Origin of the sequence: Sulfidibacter corallicola (genome assembly GCF_017498545.1) — a bacterium.
GTDB classification, from domain to species: domain Bacteria; phylum Acidobacteriota; class Holophagae; order Acanthopleuribacterales; family Acanthopleuribacteraceae; genus Sulfidibacter; species Sulfidibacter corallicola.
Genome location: NZ_CP071793.1, coordinates 11599169 through 11626160 on the forward strand (window position 1 = coordinate 11599169; position 26992 = coordinate 11626160).

General features: G+C 50.2%; 20 protein-coding genes and 1 pseudogene. 9 read left to right on the forward strand and 12 right to left on the reverse strand.

Translation table 11 applies throughout. The annotated features are described in order from the left end of the window. Positions 1–254 precede the first annotated feature (254 nt). From J3U87_RS34295 to J3U87_RS34310, 4 genes are all read left to right on the forward strand, one after another. Entirely contained in the window at positions 255–848 is a 594-nt protein-coding gene (locus J3U87_RS34295) for an ECF-type sigma factor (RefSeq protein WP_237380608.1), read from the forward strand. Continuing rightward, positions 838–3912, forward strand: a complete 3075-nt coding sequence (locus J3U87_RS34300) for a tetratricopeptide repeat protein (RefSeq protein ID WP_237380610.1) — start codon at positions 838–840, stop codon at positions 3910–3912. The genes J3U87_RS34295 and J3U87_RS34300 overlap by 11 nt, the downstream gene beginning before the upstream one ends. Positions 3913–4237: 325 nt before the next feature. Beyond that, positions 4238–4741 carry an integrase arm-type DNA-binding domain-containing protein gene (locus J3U87_RS34305; protein ID WP_237380611.1) on the forward strand — a complete coding sequence of 168 codons (504 nt, stop codon included), beginning with the start codon at positions 4238–4240 and terminating at the stop codon, positions 4739–4741. Between the two features lie 6 nt (positions 4742–4747). Further along, on the forward strand, positions 4748–5518 hold the full coding sequence (locus tag J3U87_RS34310) for a tyrosine-type recombinase/integrase (RefSeq protein ID WP_237380613.1): 771 nt from the start codon (positions 4748–4750) through the stop codon (positions 5516–5518). A gap of 224 nt (positions 5519–5742) precedes the next feature. Here J3U87_RS34310 and J3U87_RS34315 read toward each other — a convergent pair whose 3' ends face one another. The 10 genes and pseudogenes from J3U87_RS34315 to J3U87_RS34360 form a co-directional block, all read right to left on the reverse strand. Beyond that, on the reverse strand, positions 5743–6567 hold the full coding sequence (locus J3U87_RS34315; RefSeq protein WP_237380615.1) for a hypothetical protein: 825 nt from the start codon (positions 6565–6567) through the stop codon (positions 5743–5745). Continuing rightward, the gene (locus J3U87_RS34320; protein ID WP_237380616.1) at positions 6564–6818 is read right to left on the reverse strand and encodes a hypothetical protein; all 255 of its coding nucleotides are present in this window, start codon (positions 6816–6818) and stop codon (positions 6564–6566) included. Before J3U87_RS34320 ends, J3U87_RS34315 begins: the two co-directional genes overlap by 4 nt. 206 nt (positions 6819–7024) lie before the next feature. Next, a complete protein-coding gene (locus J3U87_RS34325; protein ID WP_237380618.1) occupies positions 7025–7186 on the reverse strand; it encodes a hypothetical protein in 162 nt (53 codons plus the stop codon). Further along, the gene (gene istB / locus J3U87_RS34330; protein ID WP_237380620.1) at positions 7179–7946 is read right to left on the reverse strand and encodes an IS21-like element helper ATPase IstB; all 768 of its coding nucleotides are present in this window, start codon (positions 7944–7946) and stop codon (positions 7179–7181) included. Before istB ends, J3U87_RS34325 begins: the two co-directional genes overlap by 8 nt. Positions 7947–7975: 29 nt before the next feature. Next, positions 7976–9349 carry an IS21 family transposase gene (gene istA / locus J3U87_RS34335; protein WP_237380623.1) on the reverse strand — a complete coding sequence of 458 codons (1374 nt, stop codon included), beginning with the start codon at positions 9347–9349 and terminating at the stop codon, positions 7976–7978. Between the two features lie 367 nt (positions 9350–9716). After that, positions 9717–10331 (reverse strand): annotated as a pseudogene (locus J3U87_RS35525) (ParB/RepB/Spo0J family partition protein); the annotation flags it as partial. Between the two features lie 631 nt (positions 10332–10962). Continuing rightward, positions 10963–11598 (reverse strand): hypothetical protein, encoded by a 636-nt coding sequence (locus J3U87_RS34345; RefSeq protein WP_237380626.1) that lies wholly within the window; start codon positions 11596–11598, stop codon positions 10963–10965. A 72-nt stretch (positions 11599–11670) separates the two neighbouring features. After that, positions 11671–12108 carry a hypothetical protein gene (locus tag J3U87_RS34350; protein WP_237380628.1) on the reverse strand — a complete coding sequence of 146 codons (438 nt, stop codon included), beginning with the start codon at positions 12106–12108 and terminating at the stop codon, positions 11671–11673. Between the two features lie 758 nt (positions 12109–12866). Then, positions 12867–14792, reverse strand: a complete 1926-nt coding sequence (locus J3U87_RS34355) for a caspase family protein (protein WP_237380630.1) — start codon at positions 14790–14792, stop codon at positions 12867–12869. Further along, positions 14785–15291, reverse strand: a complete 507-nt coding sequence (locus J3U87_RS34360; protein WP_237380632.1) for a hypothetical protein — start codon at positions 15289–15291, stop codon at positions 14785–14787. Before J3U87_RS34360 ends, J3U87_RS34355 begins: the two co-directional genes overlap by 8 nt. A gap of 456 nt (positions 15292–15747) precedes the next feature. On the opposite strand from J3U87_RS34360, the gene J3U87_RS34365 reads away from it, so the two are divergent. From J3U87_RS34365 to tnpC, 4 genes are all read left to right on the forward strand, one after another. Beyond that, positions 15748–16275 (forward strand): relaxase domain-containing protein, encoded by a 528-nt coding sequence (locus J3U87_RS34365; protein ID WP_237380634.1) that lies wholly within the window; start codon positions 15748–15750, stop codon positions 16273–16275. A gap of 148 nt (positions 16276–16423) precedes the next feature. Then, complete coding sequence (locus J3U87_RS34370) at positions 16424–16639, forward strand: hypothetical protein (RefSeq protein WP_237380636.1); 216 nt, start codon at positions 16424–16426, stop codon at positions 16637–16639. Then, entirely contained in the window at positions 16626–16970 is a 345-nt protein-coding gene (gene tnpB, locus J3U87_RS34375) for an IS66 family insertion sequence element accessory protein TnpB (RefSeq protein ID WP_237380638.1), read from the forward strand. Before J3U87_RS34370 ends, tnpB begins: the two co-directional genes overlap by 14 nt. A gap of 73 nt (positions 16971–17043) precedes the next feature. Next, positions 17044–18594: an IS66 family transposase gene (tnpC, locus tag J3U87_RS34380; RefSeq protein WP_237380640.1), complete on the forward strand. Its 1551-nt coding sequence runs from the start codon at positions 17044–17046 to the stop codon at positions 18592–18594. 625 nt (positions 18595–19219) lie between these two features. Here the strand turns inward: tnpC and J3U87_RS34385 are convergent. After that, the gene (locus J3U87_RS34385; protein ID WP_237380642.1) at positions 19220–23617 is read right to left on the reverse strand and encodes a hypothetical protein; all 4398 of its coding nucleotides are present in this window, start codon (positions 23615–23617) and stop codon (positions 19220–19222) included. 227 nt (positions 23618–23844) lie between these two features. Next, on the reverse strand, positions 23845–24603 hold the full coding sequence (locus J3U87_RS34390; RefSeq protein WP_237380644.1) for a hypothetical protein: 759 nt from the start codon (positions 24601–24603) through the stop codon (positions 23845–23847). Between the two features lie 1030 nt (positions 24604–25633). On the opposite strand from J3U87_RS34390, the gene J3U87_RS34395 reads away from it, so the two are divergent. Further along, positions 25634–26263 carry a GIY-YIG nuclease family protein gene (locus J3U87_RS34395; RefSeq protein WP_237380645.1) on the forward strand — a complete coding sequence of 210 codons (630 nt, stop codon included), beginning with the start codon at positions 25634–25636 and terminating at the stop codon, positions 26261–26263. Positions 26264–26992: the final 729 nt, after the last annotated feature.

The window sequence follows — 26992 nt, forward strand, 5'->3', positions numbered from 1 at the left end:
ACTGCTAGCGAAAAAGTGTGCTTTATGTCACATAATATCCTGTTGATGATTAATGATGTTTTGGAAAATTCAAATTTATCCGTTTTTAGTTTAAAAGACAGAGTAATCAATTTAGAAGATGTTTGAACGTTTAACGTTAAGTAGCTACTTGCCTACACACCCGAAAAGGGTGAAATGTACGGCTGAAAGCCAAAAAAACTACCCGGCCCTCAAAGTCCTTCCATCCGAATGAAGCGAATACGTGGAGGCAGCTCGTGAATGAAGGGAAGCTATTGGGACTACTTGAGGCATGGCGCATGGGTAAGCCGGGTGCACTGGATGCGCTCTTCGACGCCGTTTATTTCGACCTCAAAAAACAAGCTGGTCATCTGCACCGCAATTTCTGGAAGGGAACCTATTCGGCGAGAACCATCAGCCCAACCAGCATCGTGGCTGAGTTCTATCTACAATTGCTAAAAAAGGACAAGTTTAAGGAATCCTGGTCAAATACCCGTGAATTTTTCGGCCTTGTCCAGGTCGCCATGCTGCGCATCATCCTCAACTACCGGCGAAAGCAGGCGAAGAGACCCGAAGGGAATCGGCTCTCCCTCGAGGAATGGGAACAGTTCAATGGAGGAACAGAGACATGCTTCGACCTCGATTATCTGGCGATCAAAGAGGCTCTGGGGGATCTGAAGCGGGTCGATGCCGACCTCTATCGGGTGGTTGACCTACGACTTCAAAACCATTCATTCAGAGAAATCGCCTCTTTGGTTGGATGCGGAACCGCTACCGCCCAGGCGCGTCTCAAAAAGGCCATGACTTGGCTTCGAACCAAACTCGCGGAGGTGCCGAACCATGTTGTCTGATTCCACCATCGCGAGAGAGCGCCAAGTGATGGCCGCGGTTGACCACGCTGAGGGAATGGACCAAACTTCCGCCGTGGCCTATCTTGAGGAAAGGTTTTTTGGAAATGTCAGCTTGAAGGAGCAGGCCATTCGCCAGCTGCACTGCCGTTGGGAACTGGCTCAAGCCTTGGCGGATTCAGAAATTGGGAACGAGCTTATACCCGGAGCGATTTTTGGGGATATTCGGGTGCTCAAAAAGCTCGGACATGGCGGCATGGGGGTAGTTTATCTGGGTGAGGAGCTGGAGCCCGCACGAACGGTCGCGGTGAAAATGATCACCCCTTCCCTTGTGGGCAGTTGGGGGCAACCACGATTCCAGCGCGAATACCAGGCCCTGGCGCGCATGAACCATGAAAACATTGCTCATTTTTATAGGCTGGGTCAACACGAGGGAATTCCCTACGTGGTCATGGAATATGTGGAAGGCCAGCCGATCACCGAATTTTGTCGGGAACGGAACCTGGATGTGGGCAGCCGCCTTGCTCTCTTCCTTCGGGTTTGTGATGGGGTGGCGCATGCCCACCAAAACTTGATCATCCATCGGGACATCAAGCCGGACAACGTCCTCGTCCAGGTGTCCGACTCGCACGTGAAACTCGTCGATTTCGGTATTGCCAAATTCCTGGATCGGGAAGAGCCTGACTCGGTTATGTCGGAACACCAAAGGCCGCAGCGTCTCACCCATACCGGCCAGTTTGTTGGAACACCGGCCTACGCCAGTCCGGAAGCCCTCAACCGAGAGCCGCTGAATGTTCGTGCTGACATCTTTTCGCTTGGCCTCCTGCTTTACGAGTTACTGGTGGGCGTGAACCCGAGAACCGCGCGGATGGATACCACCGATGACGCCAAACCCACAAACCCTGCGGCCGGTTTCCCCAAACCGAGCGAGCTACGACCATTCCCTGAACGTCGGCAACTGTTTCAGCGACGCGAGCCCCATATTCCCGTCGAACTTGATGCGATTGCGACCAAAGCCACTCGGGAGAAGCCGGACGATCGCTATCAAGAAGTCAGGGAACTTCGTGAGGACATTGCACGATTCCTCCGAGAAGAACCTGTCTTCGCGCACTCCAACACATGGACATACGTGGCCCGCAAGTTCGTTCGCCGCTGCCGATGGCGGGTTTTTGTCGCCGCGGCGATGCTCCTTCTGGCGGTCGCAATTCCCACGGTCCGATACTTCGCGGTCACAAAGGAACAAAAGCAGACCAGGCTTGAACGTGATCGCGCCGAGGCGACGGTGGATTTTCTGATAGACCTTTTTGAGGTGTCGGATCCTGAGAGAGGGGAATTACCGAATCTCACCGCGCTTGACATTGTGGAAAGGGGCGCAAGTGATATCGAGCGCCGTTTTCAGGCGCAACCCGAGGTGAAGGAAATTCTCCAGGAAACCATTGGCCTCGTATTCCTGAGGATGGGTGTTCATGAGAGAGCACTCTCGTTGTTCCTGAAAACACTCAGCAGTCGGCGTGCGCGATTGGGAAAAGAGCATGCCTTTGCAGGCACCTCCCTTGACAATCTGGGTCTGGCCTATCACGAAATGGGTCGATTTGAGGAGGCAGAAAAGTGCTACCGAGAAGCCTTGGAAATAAAACAGGCTCACTGGGGACTCGATGCTCCGCAGGTGGGAACTAATATGAGCAATCTTGCCGGGCTCATGAGAGAGTTGGGCCGGACGGAAGAAGCGGAAGCCCTATATTGGAAAGCACTGCAAATTTTTGAGTGTCACCCGAAAAAAAATGAAGACGACATAGCCAATTGTCACAACAGTCTCGCCATTTTGTATGGTTCAGAACCTGGGGGACTTCCTCTCGCCAGGCGACACCTCCAAAAAGCAATCACCATTCGGGAACGGCTGTACAAGGCCAATCCGAAACTGGCACTCACCTACCACACTTTGGCCGCCCTGCATTATTTGAGTGGACACTTGGAAGAGGCTGTTACCTCTGAACAAAAAGCCGTTGAAATGTTCCGGAAGTTCCATAGAGGCAAGGAAACACCTGGTTTTGCCACGGCCCTTGACAACCTTGGGATCTATTTAATGCGAGCCGGCAGATACCAGGAAGCGGAGTCGGTCATTACCGAGGGGTTGAACCTTCGAAAGGAAATTTGGAACAGCGTGCATCCCGATCAATTACTGAGCCTCAACAAATTGGCATTGAGTCATCGTTTCAACGCTGAATACGAAAAGGGCCTTGAGGTGTTGGAGGAAGCTCGGATCATCGTTGATGAATTGACGGGAGGAGATTGGAGGCATCTGCAGGGCGAACCGCGGGTATTTTGGGGCTGTTGCTTGAATACCAAAGGACTTCTCGAACATGACCTCGGCCAGTTGGATCTGGCTGGCGAGAGCCTGCAAAAATGCTTGAAGTTTTTTGCGCCAGGATTCAAGCAAAAGCCCACCTCTACCTGGAAATTTGATGCGGCTTTGGCCAAGTATTATCTGGAAAATGATCGGATCGAAGAAGCGGAAAGAATCTACGACTCGCTTCTAGAAAGCCGCCTTGAGGTGTTTGAACGCCAGCATGTGGACGTTGCCTTCAGTATTTGGGGCTTGGGACAGGTGGCATTCAAGCGAAGACAGTTACTACAGGCCGAATTGCTCATTTCTGAGGCGCTGATGATGGCGCGCGCCAAGTTACCATCCCGGCATTATAAGATTGCCCGAATGGTCGAACACTTGGCCTTGGTCTCCTTGGCCCGGGGAGATCTCCAACAAGCGGAAAATCGTGCGAGAGAGGCCCTCGATCTATTTTCGGCAACTTTTGGGACGGATCATCCATGGACAGGTGATGCGCTGATGATGTTGGCTCAGATTGAACTGGCTCAGGATCGATTCGATGAGGCTGCTGTATCAGCCCATTGTGCACTGGATATTTTCAATCTGCGGTTGCCGGAACGGCATTGGAAGCAAGGGAAGGCGAAAGGGCTATGGGAGGCTGCCACCTCCAATATGGGCCGATACGCAGAGGTCGAGCCGAATAAACGACCCAAAAGCAATATCTTGCATTACGAAGTTCGCTAAACGGCGGCTTGGTACGAATGGCACAAGAGCAAGAAATCTCGGGATTACGGAAATATCCTGAGAACCATTTGTCCTGATTAATCAACAATCGTTGCTATGGACCAAACTCTCTTAAAACCAGATTTTTAGGTTATGTAAAGACGGTAAAGAGGGGGTGGCTTTACTCATGATTAATCACCATATATCGTGAGGATGTAAGCCGAGTGTATGACAGCATGCCCGGCGTTGGGAAGCGCTTCCCCCAATCTTCTGGGGGTTTTCCATGAAATTTACAACACGATGTCTTCAATAAGCAACACTGCCGCCGGGCAAGAGCTTTGTCCGGGTGAGTGATGCGGCTACGCCTGGCCTTTTCTGCAAGATCGGAAAACAAAAATCCTGTTTCTACCTGCAAAAACGCATCAAAGGTCAAAAGAACCCTGTCACGTTCTTTGTCGGTAACCTTGCATATATGGGGGTGGATCAGGCTCGCAAGAACGCGCGCGCGCTGGCGGCGCAATGCGATCAGGGCAGGGACCCACGTGAAGAAAATAAGAACATGGTGGGGTTTACGGTGCTGGACGCGTGGCAAAAATTCTACGACATCAAAAAGCAGGTGCTTCGCAACTCCACGCTGACTGTGTACCGCCATCTATTTAATAATCACCTTTCAAGGTGGGCGAAACTCGACTTGGAACAGGTAACGGCGAACATGATGGCTCAAGCTGTTTTGGAATCATCAGACATGACGAGTCTTAGAAGCGCAATGAGGCTATTCAATGGGATTTGGGAGCTTAACCGGAATGTCCATCTGCGTTATGGCGTGCCGATGTTGCCCCAAAGCCCTTAAAACCAAATGAAATTTATTTTAGGTGATGCCTGGAAATACGAACCCAAAGAAGGCGCGGTGGTGTGCTTCGAAGATTTGGGTAAGTATGTGGCCTTTTTAGAGTTTTGGATTAAAAACTCGCGGCGAAAATCCGCACTTAGCCATTACCGCGCTTATTTGCTTTGCCTCTTTACCGGGCTTCGTTTTCATGAAGCGGCAACCCTGACTTGGGATTGTGTGAACCTTCAATCGGGCGTGGTAACCATCACCGCTGAACACAGCAAAACCAAGCGTCCACACATGGTGTACCTCACTCCTCATACCAAGGAATTGCTTTTAGAAGCGCGCATGAGATCGCCGGTGGTAAGCCCTATGGTGTTTCCGCCTGTTGGGGGGGGCAAAAGCCCGCACATTGTGTTGCAATCGCATTTAAGCCGTGAGATTGAAAGCACCATTTTGGGCTATCCATTTTCAACTCATGCTCACCGGCGTACCTTTTGTTGTTATGCACAGGTGGGTGTGGGTATTTCATTCCCTGTTGTGCAAAAAATGCTGAATCATTCAGCTAGGGGACAATCGGTAAACGAGCGCAGCTATTTTATGCTCCAGCGCTTTAAACCCGGCGCGTTGCGTGATGAATTTGAGGCGGTTTCCAATGGACTGGTTGAATTGCGCAACGAATGGCTTGCCGAGCATCAAAGCGAGTTATGTTTGCCTGGCCAAGCTGAAGTGGTGAAGCTCGCCAACTGGGAACGTGAACGCGTGGAACTGTTGCCGATGGCGGTGGGGAGCATGTGAACTGATAGTGCCGGTGCTGCATATGCGGCGCTGGTGTTAGCCATTGGGAAAGGAAGCGGTGGAACCAGGTTAACAACGGTAGGTAGTTGACCACATTGCGGCAGGTTGAACCGGGTTCCACATGTATTCATATGTGCAAAAGCCTGTGATTTTCCGTCAAAGAAAATGAAAAAAGCGCGGCTGGGGGAATTCCCGGCCGCGCCTTCTCTGGTTTTCGCTGAGTTTTAGGTGAGGGACAAGGCGATTTGGTTGGCTAGCTGGTCTATTTCAGTGTTGCAAAAACCACGTTCCGTTTGAGTTGCATCATAGGTTAGGCCAGTGTGTTCCTTGGCTTGCGCGTAAAGATGGAAAGCAGCCGAATCGGTTTTGGCTGCCCAACCTTTAGCAAGGTTGGGATTGATATGTTCAAGGTGGCGTTCAATTGCTTCACTTATCCATTGGAAATCTTCCCGTTCCCATTCACCTGCAATTTCGGCTAGAAGAGAGTCGTCAAAGACCGGAGAGTCATGGAGGCAATAAAGCCCATGTGTCTCGGCTAACCCTTGTTCGATGAACACCTGGACGGTGTTTTGACCCCAATAGGCTTTAAAAAGCGGTTTTCGTATGTCGCTGTCTGGATTGTGTTGGCCGATCCTATCCCCGCGTTCCTCAAAGGGATGCCAATAGATTTTTAATCGTGGGTCGTTGTCATTTTTGGCAGGCGGGTTAAGAAAACCTAAGCGTTCCAAAAAGCGAATGTTCGCCGCCTCGCGGATTCCGCCTGAGAACTCCCCAAGGCAGAGCAGCGGCGAGGTGAGATAGGTTCGGTTTTGAATAGTGATTTCGCTGAACACGCTGTTTGCCTCCTGTGTCTCTAGAAGCTGGATAGTGCGGGGGTCCCAGTTGAACGGATAAACGCGGTTACCTCGGCGGTATCCGCCACACTGGGTTGTGGCCATGTGTGTTTTGGCGGCCTGGTCCGATTCCAAAATGAGATAGTTCAGGGTGGCGCCGTTTTGTGTGGCGCGTAGCTGGGTGTGAATGAGCTGAATTTTGCGTGGGCGAATCATGCTTTGCCCTCTTTCGCCTTGCTGTGGAGTTTCCAGGCGGTTGCGATCATTAAGGCGGGGTCGTTTTTGGTTTGTTCCAGGAATGCCTTTTGCTTTTTGGAAGAAAGGGAGTCGAAAACCTGAATGACCCAACTCATAGAAAATACGTCCAGCCGTTGCTTTTTATGTTGCACAGCGCACCCTTTTTCAGTTGCCTTTCGGAATTTGGCTAACCAATCAATGGGGGCGAGTGGGTCATGTAGCTTTTTCATGGCCTCAAAAGCGTTGAGTTCTTCATCCGTGGCTGGTTTAAGGGTGTTGTTGACGCTATCGGCAACGAACCCACCTTTGACCCGGAGAACGAGACCCGGGCGATGCGCACATGTCGCATGCTGAGTTGACTCGAAGTCGGGCTCTGGGCATAAAAAAAGACCCCCAATGGTGGGGGCCTGTGTTTCTCATCGTGTTGTCGTGAGGATTATTCGGTGAATTGAGTTGGGTCTTCGGGGAGGTTCATCAGTTCCATCAACGGCTCCTCGTACAACGCCCAGATCAAACGGTGGATTTCCTCCAACTGTTCGAGGAGGTTCCAGATGATCCAAATCGGTTCAGAGGGTCCCGGCTTGGAACGATCAGTCATGAGCGCCTCCCGCTTCCGCCGCCTCGATTGGGTGGGGATGCTGAGGGGTTCGCAGCGACGGCCCATTCATTTTGATCGTGATGCAATGGTGGCGGAGTCGATCCAACAAGGCATCTACCAAGGGCTTGCGATTGAATAACTGATACCACTTCTCGTAATCGAGATTGGTAGTGATGATCGTGGCCTTGTTGCCGTAACGCATCTCGGTCAACTTGAAGAAGGCATTGACCTGTTCGGGCTTGAGCGAGAGATAACCCAACTCGTCGATCACCAAGAGGTCGTAGGAAGCCATCGACTTCAAAACCCGCGAGGTACTTCGGTCCGCCAGAGAAGCGAACAAATCGTCGAGCATGTCCTGGGCGTTGTAAAAACGGACCCGATAACCGTCGAGCAACGCTTTGCGCGCCAACCCAATCGCCAGACCGGTCTTGCCCGTTCCCGGCGTGCCGATGAATACGACGTTCTGCGCCCGTTTGAGGAAATCCAGGGTCGCCAATGAATAGATGCGCGCGCGATCGACCCCAGGCTGCAGGTCAAACGGGAAACTCTCCAGCGCCCAGTCCCGGGGCAGCTTGGCCTGGCGTGTTCGGTAAGCCATGGCCCGCTCGGCGCGAGCGCGGGACTCTTCGCACAGCAACTGGTACAGCACATCCTCCAGGGGAAGGCCCTCGACCTGGGCGCGGTCGAGTTCGCGATCCAATACCGCAGCCATGCCCCGGAACTTGAGATCTTCCAAGATCGTCTTGAGCTTCAACCTCATTGAAAATCCTCCTCGCCCGCAAGCTGAAATTAATCCCCGGCGACTTCGTCGAGAACCAACTTCTCCAATCGATGCAGATCGAAGAGCCCGTAATGGTGGGCGTGCTGGAGGGCGGTGAAGAAGGCCTCTTCGGGATAGGTTCGAACCAGATGCAACAAGCGCTTCATGGCGTGGACGCCGCGGCCGGGCACGCGTGTCTTCAAGCGGTCGAGGTAAGTGTCGAGGAGTGGGTTGCAACCGCGTAAAAGATCCTCCTGGGCCGAGGTCCCTTGGCGCGATTCCCGGAGAAAGCGTCGCTGGCGATGGGCGTCCAAGGTGATGCGCTGGTCGCGCTTCTCGCAGAGACCGTGTTCGGCGACCAACGCCCCGCGAAAATACACCTTCAGTTCGGAGAGGGTGCGGTGCACCTCCAACCGCTTGCCCACCAACCGTTCGGGCACGGAATAGCGGTTGCGCTCCACGTGAATGTAACCGGTCGTGTCGACCATCCGAAACAGCGACTCGTAAACCGGCGGGCATACTTTCGGAAGCTCGCGAAGCGCGGGCTTCTCCATGAGGTAGGCCGCCTGCGGGGACATGCCGAGCACCCGTTTGACCTTGCGATTGGCGACCTGATCGCACCAGTCCCGAACCGAGGCGTTGAGGTCCTGCAACGACGCAAACGCACGTCCTGCCAGGAAGTTGGTTTCCAGGTAACGGAATGGCCTCTCGACGCGCCCCTTGCGCTCGGGATGGTTGATGCGATGGGCCGCGAAGGCGACTCCGTAGGCGCGGGCGAAGCCCGCCATTTCAGGCGAAATCTGCGCGTTGGCGCCGCTGCCGGCGGCCAGGACGACCGAGGTGTTGTCGATGAGACAGGTGCGCGCGGCACCGTCCAGATCGCGAAACGCATTGGCCAGGAGGCATTTGGCCTCGAATCGTCGAAATCGGCGATAGTAGGCGGCGAAGAGCGTGCGCGAGTAGGCCAGGACCAAGGCGGCACACTGCAGGGTTTGGGTGCGGCCATCGATGAGGACTCGGTGAGGCGAGGTGTCGAACTGCATCTCCTCGCCAGGCTGGAAGGTATACACCCCTTTGCAAATCGGCGGGTTACGCAGGTGAACCTCGCGGAGAAACCGCGTCAGGGTGCTGTAGGCGACCCGAATCCCGTGTTCCTGTTCGAGGATTTCGTGGACACGTGTCCCGTTGCCGCGACAGCGCAAGAAGATTTCGTGGATCAGCTCGCTGTGGCGGTGGAGTCGACTCGTGGCCGGAGGTGGCGCCTCTTCCTTCTGGCGCCGGATCAGGCGCCGAATCGCATTGCGCGAGACACCCGTCTGCCGGCTGATTTCTCGTAATGGCGTGGCCTGTTGGTGCAGTTTCTTGATCTGTTCCTGAATGGGTTGTGACAACTTTGACAACATCGTGCTGTCTCCTTTCCAGTTGTTTCTGCAATGCCTCCCATTCCCGCGTCACCTTCGCGACATCGCGCATCACGGCGGCCCAACCCGCGTCATCCAGACCCTGGCACAGAATCGGAAGCTGCTGACGCAGACTCCGAAGTCCACTTGTGAGACGGCGACAGGTTGTCCGCCACTTGCCCTCGGGTCCCTCGGCGAGTTCGCGACTTTTACGAGCCAGCGCGTGTTCTCGCTTGGCTTCGATCCACAGTCGCGGCTGGTCGACCAAACGCTGTCGCACCACCTGATTGGCTCCTTGGTAGGCATCGAACCAATCACGCCACTCGCGGCTACTGAGCCCATGCTTGGCCGTCGCTTCAATGACTTGGCGAGCATGCGCTGGATGGGCTCGGGCCAACGGCGCCATCACCCGAACGGCGACCCAGGGAGAAAGCCGTCCCTGCATCACCGCCGTGCGGCCTTCCTCGGGCACCTCCGAGACCAACCGCAACCGACTCCGCACCCAACTCTGACTGCGGCCGGATTGCTGCGCGATCGCTTCAGCCGTCATGCCCCGTTCTTCGTGGAGATAGCGCAGGGTCAGGCCTTCTTCGAGTGCGTCCCAGCAACGGCCGCCCATCCGTGCCAGCAGGGTCAGGAGACCCTGAGTCGGGTCTCCCGGCCAGATTTCGCACTGCACCGTGTCACGACGCAGCTTGTCGAGTGCCGCCAACCGACGGTAGCCGTCCAACAGCACCAGTTGGCCGTCGGCGCCTCGAGCCACCGAGACCGGTACAAGTTGGCCTCGGCGATCGAGATCGCGAGCAAGTGCATCGATGGCGGCACCATCGAAGATTCGGTGATGGCCGAAGGGTCGTTGGAGTTGATGGACTTCCAATGCGCGGTGAAGGGGTTTGGTGGCAGTCATGCGTCCCAGCCTAAACGGTGCGGCGGAGGATGGGCACGAGTCCTCATTGACACCGGCGTGTTGCTGGTCGATCAACATCCGGTAATAGCGGTGAATTCATGCAGTCACGCATCCTCATTGACCGCTGCCATACCGCTCACGTGGATCCGTATAAGATGTTCACTTTCAGCAGGTTGGCATCTCGACACGTCCTCATTGACGCGCATTCTGTCGCCCTGCTGTCCCAGAACCTGAATATTCACAGTGAGTTGCTGTGTTGACGCGTCCTCATTGCGATCGCGATGAGATGGTCGGCCTGCTTGGGTTGGTTTACGCGGCTTGGGGACTGGTGCAAACTTCGCCGGAGGGCGCTTCCGGGGTGGGCGGCGGCGCCAGTAGTCGGGGTTTCGAGCCCGCCACACGCGTTGACTTTCGCGATCATTGGCCCGGTAGTCAGGATCTGACTTGCGTTTTTCCTTCTGCCACAAGGATTTGCGTTGACGCTGACATTCTGGCTTGCTGCAGAAGCGTTGATTGGCGTTTTGGGGACGTCGACGGAAGTAGCATCGACATCCACGACACCTTTGTTTGGCCATGCCTGAGCTCCCGGGTTTCGGTAAGCTGGCATTTTCATATGTTCGACCTGACTGCGCCGATGCCGGGTCAGGTTTTGAGCACCCTGCTCAGCAGACGGACCCAGGGTCCTGTACCGAGCAAAACCCGGGTTCGTTTAGGAAAGCGTCAACAGTGTTGCGTGCGGCCTTGTCAGTGTTCCAGTCATCCTGGTATTTGCACCAATGGCGGTAGCTGACGCTGTTTCGATTGACGCGCAAAATGTGGCCGATGGTGCGGTGATTGCCAAATGGAACAATGGCCACCACATCACCTTTTTAAAGGGGTAGGGTTTAGAAGCCTCGCGCGGTTGGCGGCTGGGGTCGTATTGCACGTAGATTTTATCAACGGCGTGGGTGCTGCCGTCTTCCCACTCGGTGGTATAGCTTTTTTTATTCACTTTCACCACGTAGCCTTTGCCAACCGCCCAACCGTGGCGAAGTACCGGGGAACCGACTGAAATGGTGTTGTCTCGCTCAATGCGAAGGGCTTGATATTCGCGCTCGGCATCACCCTTGACGCGCGGAGTTTGGCGAAGACTCTGGGCGCGGCTTTCGAGTGCAGCGGCCTCTTGCCGGTGTTCTGCGGCTTGGTCCATCTTGGCGCGAACGCGATTTCGGTGGTTCTCAAATGCTCGGCCGCGGCTAGTGTGGGTCATGGCCGGCTGAGTCCAAAAGGCATAGTCGTGGTTATTGCTGCCGGTTCTTGCGTGGTTCTCTAAGTTAGTGCCCATCCTGAAACAGGGGTTTTTCAAAATAGGTCCTCTGATTTAGCCCCCTGCTCATTGCGAACTGGTATCAGCAGCCAGGTGTCAGGTCTCAACTAATTACCTGTAAACAAGTGTCTTGCTGATACCTGACGCCTGAAACCTGAAGGCGTGCCCATCCAGGTGAACCATCTCCGAAGTGATGAGTCTTCCCTTTCCGGATGGGCACAAGTTAGAGGCCTTGCCGCGTTTGGATGCGGCGCGCGATTCTAAGCGTTCGGCCTTGCGTGTGTTGTTCTCTGCTCGGCGTTGGCGAATCTCTTCGCGCTCAAGCTCGCGGAATGGGTTCTCTTCCACCGTGAGGGTGGTTTGTTCCGCATCCAACCCGTATTGTTCCACCACTTCGCTGATAGCCTCAAGCTTTTCAATTGGGACATACCAGGTGGGTTCCGGCTCTTTCTCAAAATGGGTGAAGCGTGGCCCCCCGACAGCACGTTTTAATGCGCGCCGGGCGGGGTAGGTTTTGCCGGTAATGGCGATAACGTTGATGTGCATCATGCTAGCCCCTCCTCTTTAGCAGTACGTTGGTTTAAGTGTATGGCTTCGATCAGTGCGTAATTAAGCGCGTGAAGTGCCTCTTTTGATGCCGTTTTAGACAGTGCAGGCCACAAACAAGCACACAAATAGAGATAGTGGGCTTTCTCGTATTCTTCAGGTGGTTTTAGAGTTTCAAAGAGAATTTCGGCTGTAAGGCACTTCAGTGCCGCAGGCATAAGCAAGATTGGCCACTTTTTGACAAATATGCTGTTTGGTGTCCACTCGTGTTTCGCGGATCTCAAAGGCTTCAATGCTGGCTAACAGTGCCCAATCTTTAGGTTTAAAAGAAAAAGGGGCTTGGTGGTGATTAGGAAACACCGAGAACCTGGAATGGTGGCCGCAATTCGGACAACTGCACGGCAAGGTATGGTTAAAGAAGGGGTAGGTGTAAAACTCGTGACATTAGAGCATACATCGAATTTTTTGCACACACTCTCACAAGTACATGTATTTATGTCGGGCCAATCTCGATAGTGCTCATTAATGCCTACTTCACTTTTGGCTTTCGGCTTACTCAATGGTGTCGATTTGTCATTCATGTATACTCCATGTAAGACTAGATAACAAGATGGTGGTGCGTAACTGACCACGATCCTCCCGGTTCGCGACCGTTTGCTGAACAAGATCACGATATGGCCGGTGGCTGTATTCTTCTTAAAGTGTAAGAATAAGGTGTACCTGGTTTGACAGCGTTATTTCTTGCTTCGCACAATAGATCTCTATTTTTTCTTACTGTGATCTTCCTGCCACCGCCCTTTCCATTGGAGAAAGTCAAATTCTTTTTTTTCAAGGTTCATTGAAATCGCGAAAACTGAGTCTAAAATCATCTCTTCCATATCGCTGATTACATCACCACCCACCATAGTTCCGATTATCGTTCCACCATTTACTCCCACTTCGAATTTTTTCCAGTGATAATTGAATCTGCTTTTTATAAAACTGGAAATATATGATTCAGCGCCTTCTTCGCCAAAATGGTTTTCTGGATAAAATTCCGCAAGACGCAACCAAGAATACTCTAGAAAATTTATCAGATCATGATTTGCTTGATTCATTTTTGCGGTAACGCCCGTGTCCCATCCCTTATGAGCTTCTTTGTAAGCAGTTTGTCTAAAGGCTGGTAGAGATTCGATGAAAAGGAAATGAGGGGGATTGCTCCATATACGTCGATTTTTGCTATCTAACTTAGATATTTCCTTGTGCTGATCAAATGAAATACTTTCCTTAGAGTTTGCTAAAGGATTTATTTCATTGATGTGGTAAACAATACCAGGCCCACCGTGGTGGGTTTTTGTTGCCATAAAATAGCCTACAATCGGAAATTGAACAACCCCGGTGCCTCCACCAGAAAGGGGAAGCTTTCTTCCATTCAGAAAATTAAATTTCAAATATTTCTCAACACCGTCATCTATATACGTATCAATTGGGATTTGAATCCCAGGATTGTCTCGAAAATTATCTATTCCAAAAGATTCAGCTACCTTGAAACTTTCTTCAGAAGAAAGACTCATATCTAGAACAGATAAAATTCGAATAACAGATCCAAGATTTTCATCTAAAAAATTGATAAACTTACCATCATCAGGGTAGGTGATACCTATACCTTCCTTATAAATAGATATTTGTGCTGTTGAGATCAATGGATGGTCTGATTTAGAGATAATGCCGAGCGCCTCCGCTTCATCAAGAGAGAGTGTGAGGTTCTTATCTTCAGGCCGGGTGAAGATAAATGCACCTTCATATTGCGGATCAGCCCAGAGTTTGGGTGTAACACGTCGATCATTGTTTACTGAAAAATTCGCAACTTGTTTTTGTATGTACCCAAATATTTCGTAAGTTGAAAGCATTGTACATTGATTAGATGGTTTAGGCAAATTGCGAAAGGAGTTTAAAAAAGCTCTGGTAAAAATACTATATCCGCGTTCTCCTCTATCCCTGAGCACATACGTTTTTTGATTGGCAGTCCCAGCTGTCATAATTGCACGGCTAGTTTTTCCGCTTAAGGCCCCCAATACTGCACTTTTACAGTCCTCAGATCCAGATTTAGCTGAAATTGCAAGTCCAGAAGCACAGCAATCAAAGATTAAAAGTTGATGACTAGCCTTTTTTAGATTTTTGCTCCAAGCATAAATGCTTTTAAGTTCTAGTACCTGGGAACCCCAAAATTGACCTTTCTTTGCTCCACTAAACTGCATATAGCCAGTATGACCTGCATCGTCAGCTCCATGTCCGGAAAAATAAAAAAGGAGGCGATCACCTTCTTTTAAGTATTTAGGTAATACATCTTTAAAATATCTCTCCAACAGATCTCGATTGACGTATTCATCCTTTACAATAAATAGTTCATCAAATCCACCTTCTTTAAGTAAGAATTCCTTCATTTGCTCAAGATCATTATTTACAGATGGTAATTGTGGTGAGATATTTTGATATATACTAACGCCTACTAAGAAGCCAATACTTCTTTTAAAGGGAAGGTGTTTCCCTACAGCGACATTGTACGCTGACTCAATTTGTCGGAAAAACCAAGGCTTCGATTCGCCCTCACGATAGTAGCGAACAACGCCATAATCCATTTTCTCTGTTTTGACATCTTGTCCATAGAGCAATACAGGTGTAAAAATTATTAGCCACATTTTAATCATTTTTATCTCTTTTCTGTTTGGTTCGTTTTTCGAAAAATTCTTTCCATAAAAATCCATTCTCAAATGCGACAAAAAAAACCATCAAACGGGCAGCATCTAGATTGGCCAAATCGATATTGGCGTTTTGTAATGCGCCTAATAGGGGAATGAATACAAGAGGGGAAACGAATATCGGTGAAAGAAAACTGGACCAATCAAATGCAGGTCGTTTCTTTTTTGACTTTTGGAAACGCTGAAAAACAAAACTGGAGAACATGCCAAGCAACATACAAATATATAAGGCCACTACATACCCTAAATCTTCCTCACCTTTCGAAACAGGTTGGGAACGGCCAAAAAGTCGCCATACACAGGCCGCAGCAAGCAATATGATGAATAGATTCAAGCTCAAGAGCTTGAGGTTTCTGCTTCGAGTAAAGCTCAAAACCGACATAAAGACAGTTCCGGCCAGAGAGAAAACTACAATAACTAAGTATATTTTTGGCATCGGTATATCCAAGATTAATGGGTACTCCAGCCTGACGTCAGGCCATCGGGCAGTTCGGCGTCAGGTTGGGGTGAATCCATATTTTCTCACGTTCGGCACTGACGGTCTAGAATAAAGCTTACACATTGCGGCAGACAGAAATGGTTCGTTTTCTTAACAAGGTAATCTCTAAACCTAAGCCAGTTCTGGCCTATAAAGTTTCTTATCCAGAAAACTATGTTTGGATAATCTGTCGCGAATATGCTGTTTGTTTGTCTAGATTCTCACCTGATTTCGCGTTCCGGCCATCGGCTTTTCGCCAAACGGCCAAGCTGTTTTGCAGGGCGGCCAGAGTTCGCCCTCAGCCTCGTTTTGTACGGTTTGTTTCGTCACTATTCATCCTGAATCGTGCTGATTGGGCTTAAGGGCTTTATTCAGCGAAGTTAGCGCATGCTTTGCTGTGTGCGCTAAAAGCGAGTGGGGACGGGTATGACGGTGAATTTTACGCCCTGTTATAGTGCAGATTCGGCCAAGAGGTATTACCGAGGGGCAGATTACTACGACCAGGAAATGGTGGGGCAGTGGTTTGGCCACCTGGCCGACACGCTTGGGCTTAAGGGCGAAGTAGACATGGCTTCCTTTGACCGTTTGTGTGAAAACCGGCGGCCGGACGGCTCGCGGCTGACGCCAAAAACCGTGGAAGGGCGCATGGTGGGGATGGACATTACCTTTAGATCCGTGATTTCCGAACAGCTTACCGGAATTGCAAGGCAGGTGCGCGGCATGACTGAGGAGCAATTTAAAAAGGAGGCTCCCGCTTTAATAAAAAGTGGCGAGACGCGCATTCTAGAATCGGTTCCTGACAATCATGCAAAGCTTCGTGAGGTGTGGCCGGATTCGAAGCGGATTTTTCATTTTGATAAAGAGCCGATGCTACAGCTTGGTCCGCAACAACACCTAGGCGACGATCAAAAACACCGAGATTTGGGACATGATGAGCCGGATTTAGAGCGTTGAAGAGGAAATAGTCAATATTTCTGGCGGAATTCTTGGCCAAAATGCACATAGGAAGGGTGCAGATTAATTGTAAGCCCACCATTGACCACAGGTCGTGTGGCTGGCGCAGTCTGGGTACCCTTCGATATGAAAATGATCGGAGGGCAAGATGGGAAAATTACGTTTGGTTCCGAAGACAACAGAGCCAGGGTTTATCAAAGTGGCGCTTCCCCTGGAACATGAGCCGAAACCGGAAAAGAACCGTGAAAGCCACCTGAGCATCCGTACTCGGCGCGGCACCGTGGTTCACGTCGAACGCACCATGCCGTTGAAGCAGATCGCGCGGCTCATTCGCATGCTGGAAAACGGCCATGGTCTGGGATAGCCGTGTCGACGTCCACGTCTATAACCAACCCACCGACATGAGAAAAAGCCACGACGGGCTCGCCGCCCTGTGCCGCCACGTGATCGGCAACGATCCTCTGGGTGGCCATGTCTTTGTGTTCATGAACAAACGGCGCGATCGCGTGAAGGCGCTCTACTGGGATGGAACCGGGCTGTGTCTTCTCTACAAGCGTCTGGAAACGGGACAGTTCACGAATCTTTGGGATCCCGATCAGCCGCAGCGACTCTCGACGATGGAGTTGAGATTGTTAATCGAGGGAGCAGAACTCAAAGGGAAGTTGCCATTGACGCCTCCGGAGTTTGAGATATAGAAAAAATGTGAATTAATGGATATTGCATGATTTACCTATTTTAATGAATTCGATCATGCGGTAGTATTGCCTTATGATCAAAGAGAACGTTCTCGACTTTGTCGCCAAACAACCCGAACTCGCCAAGAAAGTGGTGCGCAGCCTCGAATCCGAGGTGGTTCGCCTGCAAAAGAAGTTGGCCAAGGCCACCGGCTACGACGGGGAAACCGGTCTTCTGGAAGAGGTCGCCGAGTGGTTGGTGGCGCGGGAACATGAGAACGAAATCCTGAAGGATAAGCTGTACGGCCGTTCCGCCGAGCCCCATCCCCATTCCGATAGTGCCGACTCTTCGCCCAAAGCTAAGTCGCCCTCCAAAAGGTCGCGCAAAAAGCCCCCAAATTCAGGTCGCCGTAAACACAGCGACGAGCTCCCTGTCGAAACCGAAGATTACACGCTGTCCAGCAGCCCTTGCGACCTTCCCGCAGAGGCACCTGCCGACAGCCCTTGCCCTTGCGGATGTGCGCAACCCTTGAAGCCCATGGGTCAGGCCGAAGTGACCTATCAGCTCGATTACAAACCCGCTCAGTTCATCGTTCGCCGAGTGCGCCGCTGGAAATACAGCGGGCCTTGCGGCACCATCCTCACCGCACCGGGCCGCACCACCCTGGTCGACAAGGGTCAATACGGAATCGACCTTGCCGCCGAGATCTGCGTCCGCAAATATCATGATCACATGCCGTTCGAGCGACTCGCTCGGGCTTTTGCCCGCGATGGGTTCGCCATAGCGACCAGTACCATGTGGAACCAGTCGCGGCATGTCGCCGACGTGTTGAGCGACGTCTATGAGGCGATTCGTCGCGACATCGAGTCAGGATTCTTGAGGCATGCAGACGAAACGCGATGGCGGATCATCGAAGGGGTCGACAACAAGACCCAATACGTCTGGCTGTTCCGCAATCAGAACCACGCGTTTTTCACGATCGAGGACACGCGCTCCGGCGAGGTACCACGGCGCGTCATGGGCGGTGCCGCCGGGGCTCTGGTCGCCGATGATTATGCGGGGTACAACGCGTTGGTTTCAGAAAACGAACTCCTACGCGTGCAGTGCTGGGCGCACACCCGCCGGCGCTTTTATGACATCCGCGAATACTACCCGGCTGTCGAGGTCTTCTTGGATCTGGTTGCCGATCTATACCGCCTGGATCGAGGGTTTCGCGCCGGAGCACTTCAGACGGCCAAGCAACGTCGCCGTCTTTGCGAACCCATCATCAAGGCCATCGATGCGTGGCGAAAAAGTCAGACCTGCCTGCCGAAATCTAAAATGGGCCAGGCCCTGGCCTATATGAACGACAACTGGAAAGGGTTGACGGCGTTCCTGGATGACCCGGAGCTGCCACTGGACAACAATCCCGCCGAAAACGCCCTACGCCAGATCGTACTGGGTAGAAAGAACTTCATGTTCAACCCCTCGAAAGAGGGTGCGCGTGTGACAGCGATTCTGTACACCATTTGCGTTTCGTGCGCGATGTGCGGGGTCAACCCGAAAGACTATATCCGAGAAACGGTGTTGCGGATTCGCAATTGCCGCGGCTTCCAGCTTCCCATAGCGTTTGCCAATCAACGTGAACACTGCGACCTCATCTAAGAGAACACGATCGCCGCGTCCAGTTCCGCTACCTTACCATCGACGACCTCGTCTCGCGGAGACGTGGTCAATGGTGGGTTTACCCAAAATCACGCGGCCCGGATCACTGAGCGAGGGGGGAAGATAGGTAACGTACTCTTGGAGGTCAATCGGGACGGAAAACGCACCTGTCGCCGCATCGACCGAGAGCGTTGCGGACTGACCAAGCAGGACATTCCCGCCGGTACAGGTGGCACAGGGAAGCTCATTAGCCTGTTTTCCGGAAGATTGGGCGAAAGATTGGAGCGGGAATGCTCCGACTGTCAAGGTGCAGAACAACACCAGTAAGGTGCGGATGGAACACAATGGTACCAAGAGAACCTCCAAAGAGATGGGGCGTCCCGGAGCTCAGGAGCTCACAGAGGACTTGTATGCGTTTTCTTATTGCCGCGTGCTGGAAAAATAACCCTAAAAAACGGGCTCAAGACCTTAAATAGACCACTTCACGCCCTTGTATATTCTCATAAGTTGGCAGGAAACGGGAGCGTTTTTTGGGAGAGCCGGAAAAATCAGAGTTTCCGGGAACCAAAGATTCTCCTAATCCGGGCAAAAGAAACGAAATCGACCCCCGACTCTAGGCCATGATTTAGGAGGGTCGTCGAACTTCGCGAAATGCTTCACTCAGTTGGAGTGCCGCGCTCCGTCGGTCACCCATGTCAACAAGTATGTCAAGAATGCTCAGATACTTTTGAGCCAAATTCAATTCCATCGGAGCATCACGATGCACAAAGTGCTGTACCAGTTCTGCAATTCGCGCCAGGACAACCGTGTCATGCTCGACAGAGTTCACGGGATTTTTGTCTATTATGGAGAGAACTTGATCCGCAAAGATATTGGCCGGATAGCGTTCTCTTGCTCGTTCACAAAGCGTTAAGAATGAGTCCATAACGGGGAGAGCAAATCCGCCAGCACGTACTAAACGATCAATAATCGGAAGGATTCGATCAATTTCGGACCAGTCACCATTGACATAACGGACGGCATGGTCACTGTGTGGTACAGAAACAAACATTAAGGTATACGTCAGGTCGCGTAAATGAGAACCAAAGAATTGACCTCCCTGGTGCGCATCATGCTTAAAATATGGAGCTTGAAGTATTCGTTCAAGGCAGTGCTGAAGGGTGAGGACCAAGTCGGGAGGAACTACCGGCGAATCATAAAGAAAGCAACAAACGTAGTTGCTCAAAAATTGCGACAGGAGATCCCAGCAATCATCATCCCTAAGCTTCAAAATCGGCTCTAAAAAACGCGCACTCAAATCGTCGAACGGGAGAAATCCCGCCACATACCCGAGATTCGCGCTGAGTGTATTCTCCCACTCAAAAGACCGAGGTGATAGAACGTTTTGCAAGCCGGGTTCCATCCAGGGAGGAGATTTTTTCCGTATTGTCCAATCGAGAATACCTGAAAGAAAATCCAAAATGGAGTTTTTTGCTTTGCTCTTCAAAATGGATTCAAAGGGAATGTGACGGAGAATTCTAGCAGCATGGGTCCTGTGCCAACGGGTGTCAGAATCTCTCCATTCCCCAGTTATATTCATTGAGTCTATGGCGCTAGGGTGCCCATTGTTATCTTGTTGCTCATTTTTCTTCCTTGAATCAACCTTTACCCAGGCCGGCGGTGGCAATGGAAGCGATGGCCACTCGCTTCCATTCACGTAGAAATCAAGCGCTGTGTGAAACAAGACTTGCACCTCATTTGGCGAGTGAAGTGGCTCATTATGGCCGCGGACCTGATCGTATGGTCGTTTCTGAATGTGACAGAGGGATAACGCCAAGAATAAGGCGGACCAAGTCAGTTTGGGATCCTTTTCCCAAAGTCTGCAAGTTTCTTCGAGGGCAACAGTTGAGACGATCTCAAGTGGATGGGCAATCAGCCCAAGAAGGTGCCGCCCTGCGTCACTGAGAGCTGTTTCTTCCTGAATTTCGGCTGAAATACCACGTGCTACATAAATCGCATGGTGCCATGAGGTTGGAGAATTTGGCATCCATCTAGGGCCGATCTTTTCAGGCAACCGAATCGCACGCATTATTACATCGCGAGCCCATTCTAATTCTCCTTGGGATCGACCTACCCGAAAGTGAAGCACCATAGCTCCGATAGAGGCGACCGCCCCCCGACACACACCCAAGAATTCTTCATCGATTTCGTTTGCTTTCTCCTCGAACAAATTATGGACATCGATTTCTCTAGCCAAGGCAATTGCATCTGGCATCTTGAATGTGTCGCCTAGGATCTTCTCTTTAAAAGAGTCCATCGCCCAGAGGCAAAGCTTGATTTGGATCAGCTCTTTTGACACCGCGTCTATTTTGGCAACGATCTCAGGTTCAGCTGCAGAGGGGCTGACATGAATCAAGGAGACCGGGCCCGAGCATCCTTCCGGATGGGAAACCTGGTAATTTTGGGGGTCTGCTAATTCAGAAAATCTGTTAGCTTGAGCAGTGAGGTGGCTCTTCTTTTCCTGATTGGTACGATGTTCTTCGTATTGATACGGCAAAAAATTTTTAAAATCCAAAAGTGCCTTTCTGGTGCGGTCACCAATTGGCTGATTCGAAAAGATAAATAATGACACCAACCAGGAAAGGTCAATTTGGCGAACTTTTCTGGAATTGGCTGTTTGGATGGCCTTAAAGTGTGCCATATCCGCCGGAGGCTCGAAGCCTATAAGGTTGGAAGGAGAAATCGACATTTCCTGGATGCGTCGGTTTTGATCTGCACCGAGCAGACGCTGTGAAGTGACGAGCGGAAACGTTACTTCGGAGACTCGCTCAGTATGAAGAGCAAGCATCGACGCAACACCCAAGATGGCCACACACTTGTTCCCATCAAGTATTTTCTGAATCAACTCATCTACGGGCTTTCCCTGCTTAAGTTCGGCAAAACACCATTCCTCAAGCGCCATAAAACCACAACCTAAAGCTTGGGGCGCACAAGTTGATCGGAACCAAAGGTATTCACGATCAGTACCCCAAAACGTTTGAACCCCCCAGGGAAAGGTTAGTTCTAGCGGTATGGGGGTACCGAAACTATCTCGAGAATATCGATGTTGTTGTCTCCATGCATCAATCGCGTGATTGCACAGTTCTGTAAGGAGTCGTAACGCCTGGTCTGGCGATGACTGGAAAAGCGAAAAAAAGGGCTCCCGAAGCGCCGATTGAGGAACGAAGCATTTAAAGCTTTCGCGGATTGAGTGACCCTTGTTGTCCCAAAAACTGGATACGTCGACACCAAGTGGCATTCCGTTTTCAAGAATCATTCGTTCTTGAGGGGTTCGCTCGGACTCCGGTTTGGCAAGAACCGCCTCGCGCCAAGCCAGGTTTGCACGATGCCGTTGATCTTTACGGGCTTGTCTCTCATCCGGAAGTTCCTGGCGGAGGTAAGCAAGGGAAAGCTCCACAACTAGCTTTGGCAACGTCTGCGCGAGGATGGGAGAGAAAGTAATGATAGTTCTAAATGTATCGTCGTCAATGCGGTTTGATGATATAACTCGCCGGAGGTAGTCGGCAGCAGATGTCGGTTCAGCGAGAGAGGATCGCAAAAGAAGCTGCACCAAAGATTTTTGAAAGATGCAAGTATCGGGAACTTCCGCAAAAATGCCCGAACTCTGCTCAAGTACATCGTGTGAGTTTCTGGACTCAAGATCGCTTAGCCAATCGGCACATTGCCTTAGAAAAGCCCTGGATGTCGAATTCGGAGTACCGGAAAGAGCATTCTCCCAAACCTCAAAAATTGTCAAAATGTTCGGGTAAAGCTTTGATGAGATGTCGGAAATATGACGTAAAAGGAAATCAATGAGGCGACGCCATGCCCAGAAATCGGAGGGCCATCCGAGATATTCGGCGAACCAAGGGTGGTTTTCCAGGGCAAGATCGAAAATCTGAATGTGGGGATTTGGTGAAGTTTTCTCTGCCTGAAACCAAACTAGCAATTTCTCCAAGATTCGAAAATTATCAGCAAAAACAACCTTTTGAAACAGTGTTTCTTTAGCTTCAAATTTTGCATTTCCAAGTGGGCCAAATAGCCATGCACGAAGCCACTGTGATCTTAGATTGGCATCTTGAACTCCAGCCAAATGTGTTTCCCAATCGCTCCCGTTTACATACTCCCACTGAGAAACAAGTTCAACGACGCGTCCAACAACTGGAGGCTCACCAGCGTTTTTGATTTCACTGATCCAATCTGAGCCCCTGTCTGCGAGAACATAGAAAAAAGTCCACTCAAAAAAAATATCGTGGGCAAAGCGAACAGATATACCATTTCGAACACTTTGAAGTATGCCGTCTGCTCTTAATTCATCAATACGTGCAACTGAGGATAATTGGCTTAGATGTATTGGTTTACTCAAGTTTTGTGAACAAGTGGAAGCGAGCTCAAGAAGTTGACACTGCCGTTCAATCGCATTCTGGCCAGTCTCGTCGTACCCTCCTCTGAGCCACCAGTTCTCAATTAAATCGAGTTCCGATTGAGGGGAAATTGTTGGTACTTCTGGATCAGCCAAATGGCTTTGATTGAGTACCTTTGCAAAAAAAGGTCGACGGACAATTCTTTGAACCTGTGGCGATCCGAACAATAGTGGCCTCAAATGTGGTTTTGCTTTTGCCAATTCCTTGGCTTCATCATCGTTCAACTGGTCAACTCGAAGCGTCTCGACCGAGATTCCCTTGGTGAGTATATGGCCTAGCCAAATTTTCAGACATCCAATCTCACTGTCTCGAAGAGAGAAAACGATTCGCCAATTTATCAGAAGTGGGGACTCAAGTATCGCGCGAATCAAGTCAAGAACGATGGGTTGGTGAGCCTTCTGTACGCGGTCTATCGCATCGATAAACAGCAGGGGAGTTCCTACAGCACCGACCTCCACAAGAAAGTGTTCCACAGGCACGCCTGAAAGCCCCTGTGTTGTGGCGAAACTGATCCAGCTATTGCCTTCTAGTTGCTCGGCCTTCAGAAAGAGAACGGGTCCTGACTTCAAGGCACGCTGCACAGCTCGCTTCATTACTACTGATTTTCCGCTTCCTGGTAGACCACGAATCTGGATAACGCGGGCCTTGGTGAGGGAGGTATCTAACTTCTCAAAAAGCGACTTTCGGTCTAGTTTTGTCCCACCAACATCATCGGGGATAAGATTCGCATAGCATCTTGCGAGTTCTGACAGTTTACTTAGGTCTTGTTGGAAGGAAGGTGCGCCACGGAGGCGTGCAATCGGCTCAATTAAGCATACCAGTCGAGCCCGGTCAAATTGACCGCTTTTCCCGCTGATTCCCGAGCTAACTGAACCATTTTGGACCAGACCAAGGGTGCCTTCTGGGATTGATTGGGATCAAGGCAATTCCGAATATGATTTATTGCTTCAGAAGTATTTACAACTCCTTCTGAATGAACGGGAAAAGAGATGAGTACAAAGTGGGCAAGAAATTGGTGAACATCTTCCTGGGTACACACCACCTCACTCATTTCGTTAAGAAGGGAAGTTATATCGCTTTTAGCAGTCCGGATGTCTTTATTGGAATTACCGTCTTTAGCAAAACGGTCTTCGAAATGTTTCGTTGTCAAGCTTTCGCGAGCCCATCCACAAAGGGTGTTCATTGCTCGCTCTTTTGCGGGGGTCACCGTACCAACAACGGCTCCATATCGGTCGACATATTTGCAAAAATCGGCTTTTCGAAATGTCGCCCAACTATCGCGGATAATTTCACGAAAGTCAGTATTGGTTTTTGCTTTACTAATTATGAGCGAACGCTTGACTTGAAGACTGAGTCGCGCGTTATTATGGTTGGTATCTTTAAAGTCGACTATTATATCATCAAGTTGCTCACCAAAATCACGCTGTTGCACAGATACATTGGCAACTACTCGATCCTTTATACCCGGTGCACTCGCCTCAGCGAGTAGAGCAGTGAGGTAAAAAGCGGCGACGTTACCTTCAAACGTAAAACCTTCGCCACCAGAAAGTTCTGGAGATTGAGCCATAGTTTCTCCGTGATTAGAGAGTTGGTAATTGTAGTTGAAGCGTTAGCCTTATAAGGTGTTTTAATTAAATTAGTATTTTGATATCCCCTACAAACCTAGAAACAAATTATCAGTTATCAGGGCTAAGTAAATTTCCTTGATTAATTTTAGTGTATTAAAAGAATTTTCCAAACAGACGACAGAACTATGTAAAATGAAAACCCAAGGGCGTCGCATGCAGACGAAGATAAAAGGAACATCGCATCTTAAAACTTTAAAATCGTAAGCAATATGTTAAATAGCATTAGTTATCATGCATTCCAAAGAGAAAAAACTCAGATGTTAATTCGGATTGCTTAGCGACAAATTCAGGCAACAATTTGTATGAAATTAAAATGCTATACTCCGTGGATACACAGTAACACATGCATAAGCATTGTATTATTATCTAAATGAAAGTTTGGATAATACAAAACCTACATCATCTTTACTTAGCCTAGAGCCACTTGCTAAAGATATAATGGGTTTTTCCTGCTTCTCCCTATTGCGGTAACATATGCTGGCGGAGTGCCAACTTCATCTATTTCTGCGATCCAAGCATCCTGATCTTTGAAAATGTTGAAATACCGCTCCCTCAAAGCAATCTCCTTGACGAATGCGTTAGCTTACATAATAAACTTGAGCTCCGAAAAAGTAAAGCAGATCTCAAAGGCGCAGAGGTTATCTTAATCACCTTGCTTTGGGATTTGAATTTCAAGAAATATTCATGTCCTGGAGTGGCTGCCGTTTTTGCCCAGGGAGGGGGGGGAGGGCGAAAGTTTTTACGACTCGATCCACCGCGGTCGAGTGGTCCCTTGCTCTCTAGCAGTCAGAATGGCCCTAAATATGATCCATTTTCGCCAAATTGATAAACCCTCTCAAAGACCTTTCGAGCATCTTGATCGACAATCCGGCTAGGTATAGTCCTGCCTGCGATGGTGTCCTTCACACCTGGCAAGATCCTGTGTCTGATGGGACTCACTAGCCACAGCCGAATTACCAGAGGTGAGTAATGTTCGAATCGATCCTTGACACCCGTTATGAAGACGTCCAGTGGATTTATGTGCTCTCCAACCCAGCGTATCCCGACTCCGTAGAGATTGGCGAGGTCCACGCACGCGGCCGAAGGCCTGAGGATCGCGCCAAAGAAGAATCAAGTCGTCCCGACGTCAAAGATCCGTTTTCAGTAGAAGGAGCCTGGCCTGTATGGGACAGTCGCCTGGTTGAGCGAGAAGTACATGACCTGCTCTCCGAGTACCGGCATCGCCCCAATCGAGAAATTTTCAACCTTTCCGTCGACCGAGCCAAGGAACACATTTCGGGATATTTACGGGATCACGAAATGGCGGTCGACAGGCCGGGGTGGTTGAGCTTCGAAATTTTGAAGCCCGTCGCCGATTTCACGAAAGAATACGTCAATTTTCTATCAACTGAGGAGGGCCAAGACCTTCCTGAAGAAGTCCGACTGGTTCACATAGGCTGGCTTATCGAGGTAGCTCGATGGCGGTACCACAATTACCTTATGGTTTCGAGGTCGTTACCCATGCTTATTATTTTGGACAATAAAAAACATTTGCCTTTTTGGATTATTGGAAAGGATTCGGCTGGAGTCTTTTTACGGGCAAGTTGTGTTACTTCGTAAATAAAACAAAAGCATTGATCATTGTTTTGATTTATTTGGGGATTCCTCGTGGTGATTTTTTGCCATTTTCAATTAAATGTTCTTGATTTTCTATCTCTGGTTTTTTCTAAAGCACGAGGGTCATTCTGAGGCCTCCCGCACTTTTACAAGTAAACGATAGATATCTTTTCTCAGATTTTATCAATGGTTCGCTTGAAAATATTAAGCCTTCTTGATCAAAGTGGGGAATATTAAGAAAAACCTTTGATTGAAGTCACTTCAAATCCTTTACTGTAAGCAGCTGACAGGAGAGTCCATTCGATGTCATCTTTATGTTCCCAATCCGACACAAAAACTTCGGTATATACTACTTTACCAGAAGAATCTATGACATCACAGATTACTTCTCAATCGATCAAGTTCCATATGTATTCAATAGTATGCATAATTAATTCAGTTATAAAACACCTTCAGAGAAACAAACCTGGATGAGTTCTATTTTATTTCTTTTTCGTGTATTTTCAAGCCCGACCAGGTATGAAAATCGGTTAAGCTCTGCGCCATTCGGAAGTGAGGTATCACACTCAACGCTTCCCAGTATACCTCGCATCGCTGGTGTCAAGAGGAGTCGGCACAGATCGGTGGAGCGCGTCAGCTGCGGATTCTTAATTGGGTCGCCAGGTGATGAACGGTCGTTTTCCGCAGGACGCGCAAGCCAACGCTATTCTGCCTTGGTCCTCTTTGACACTG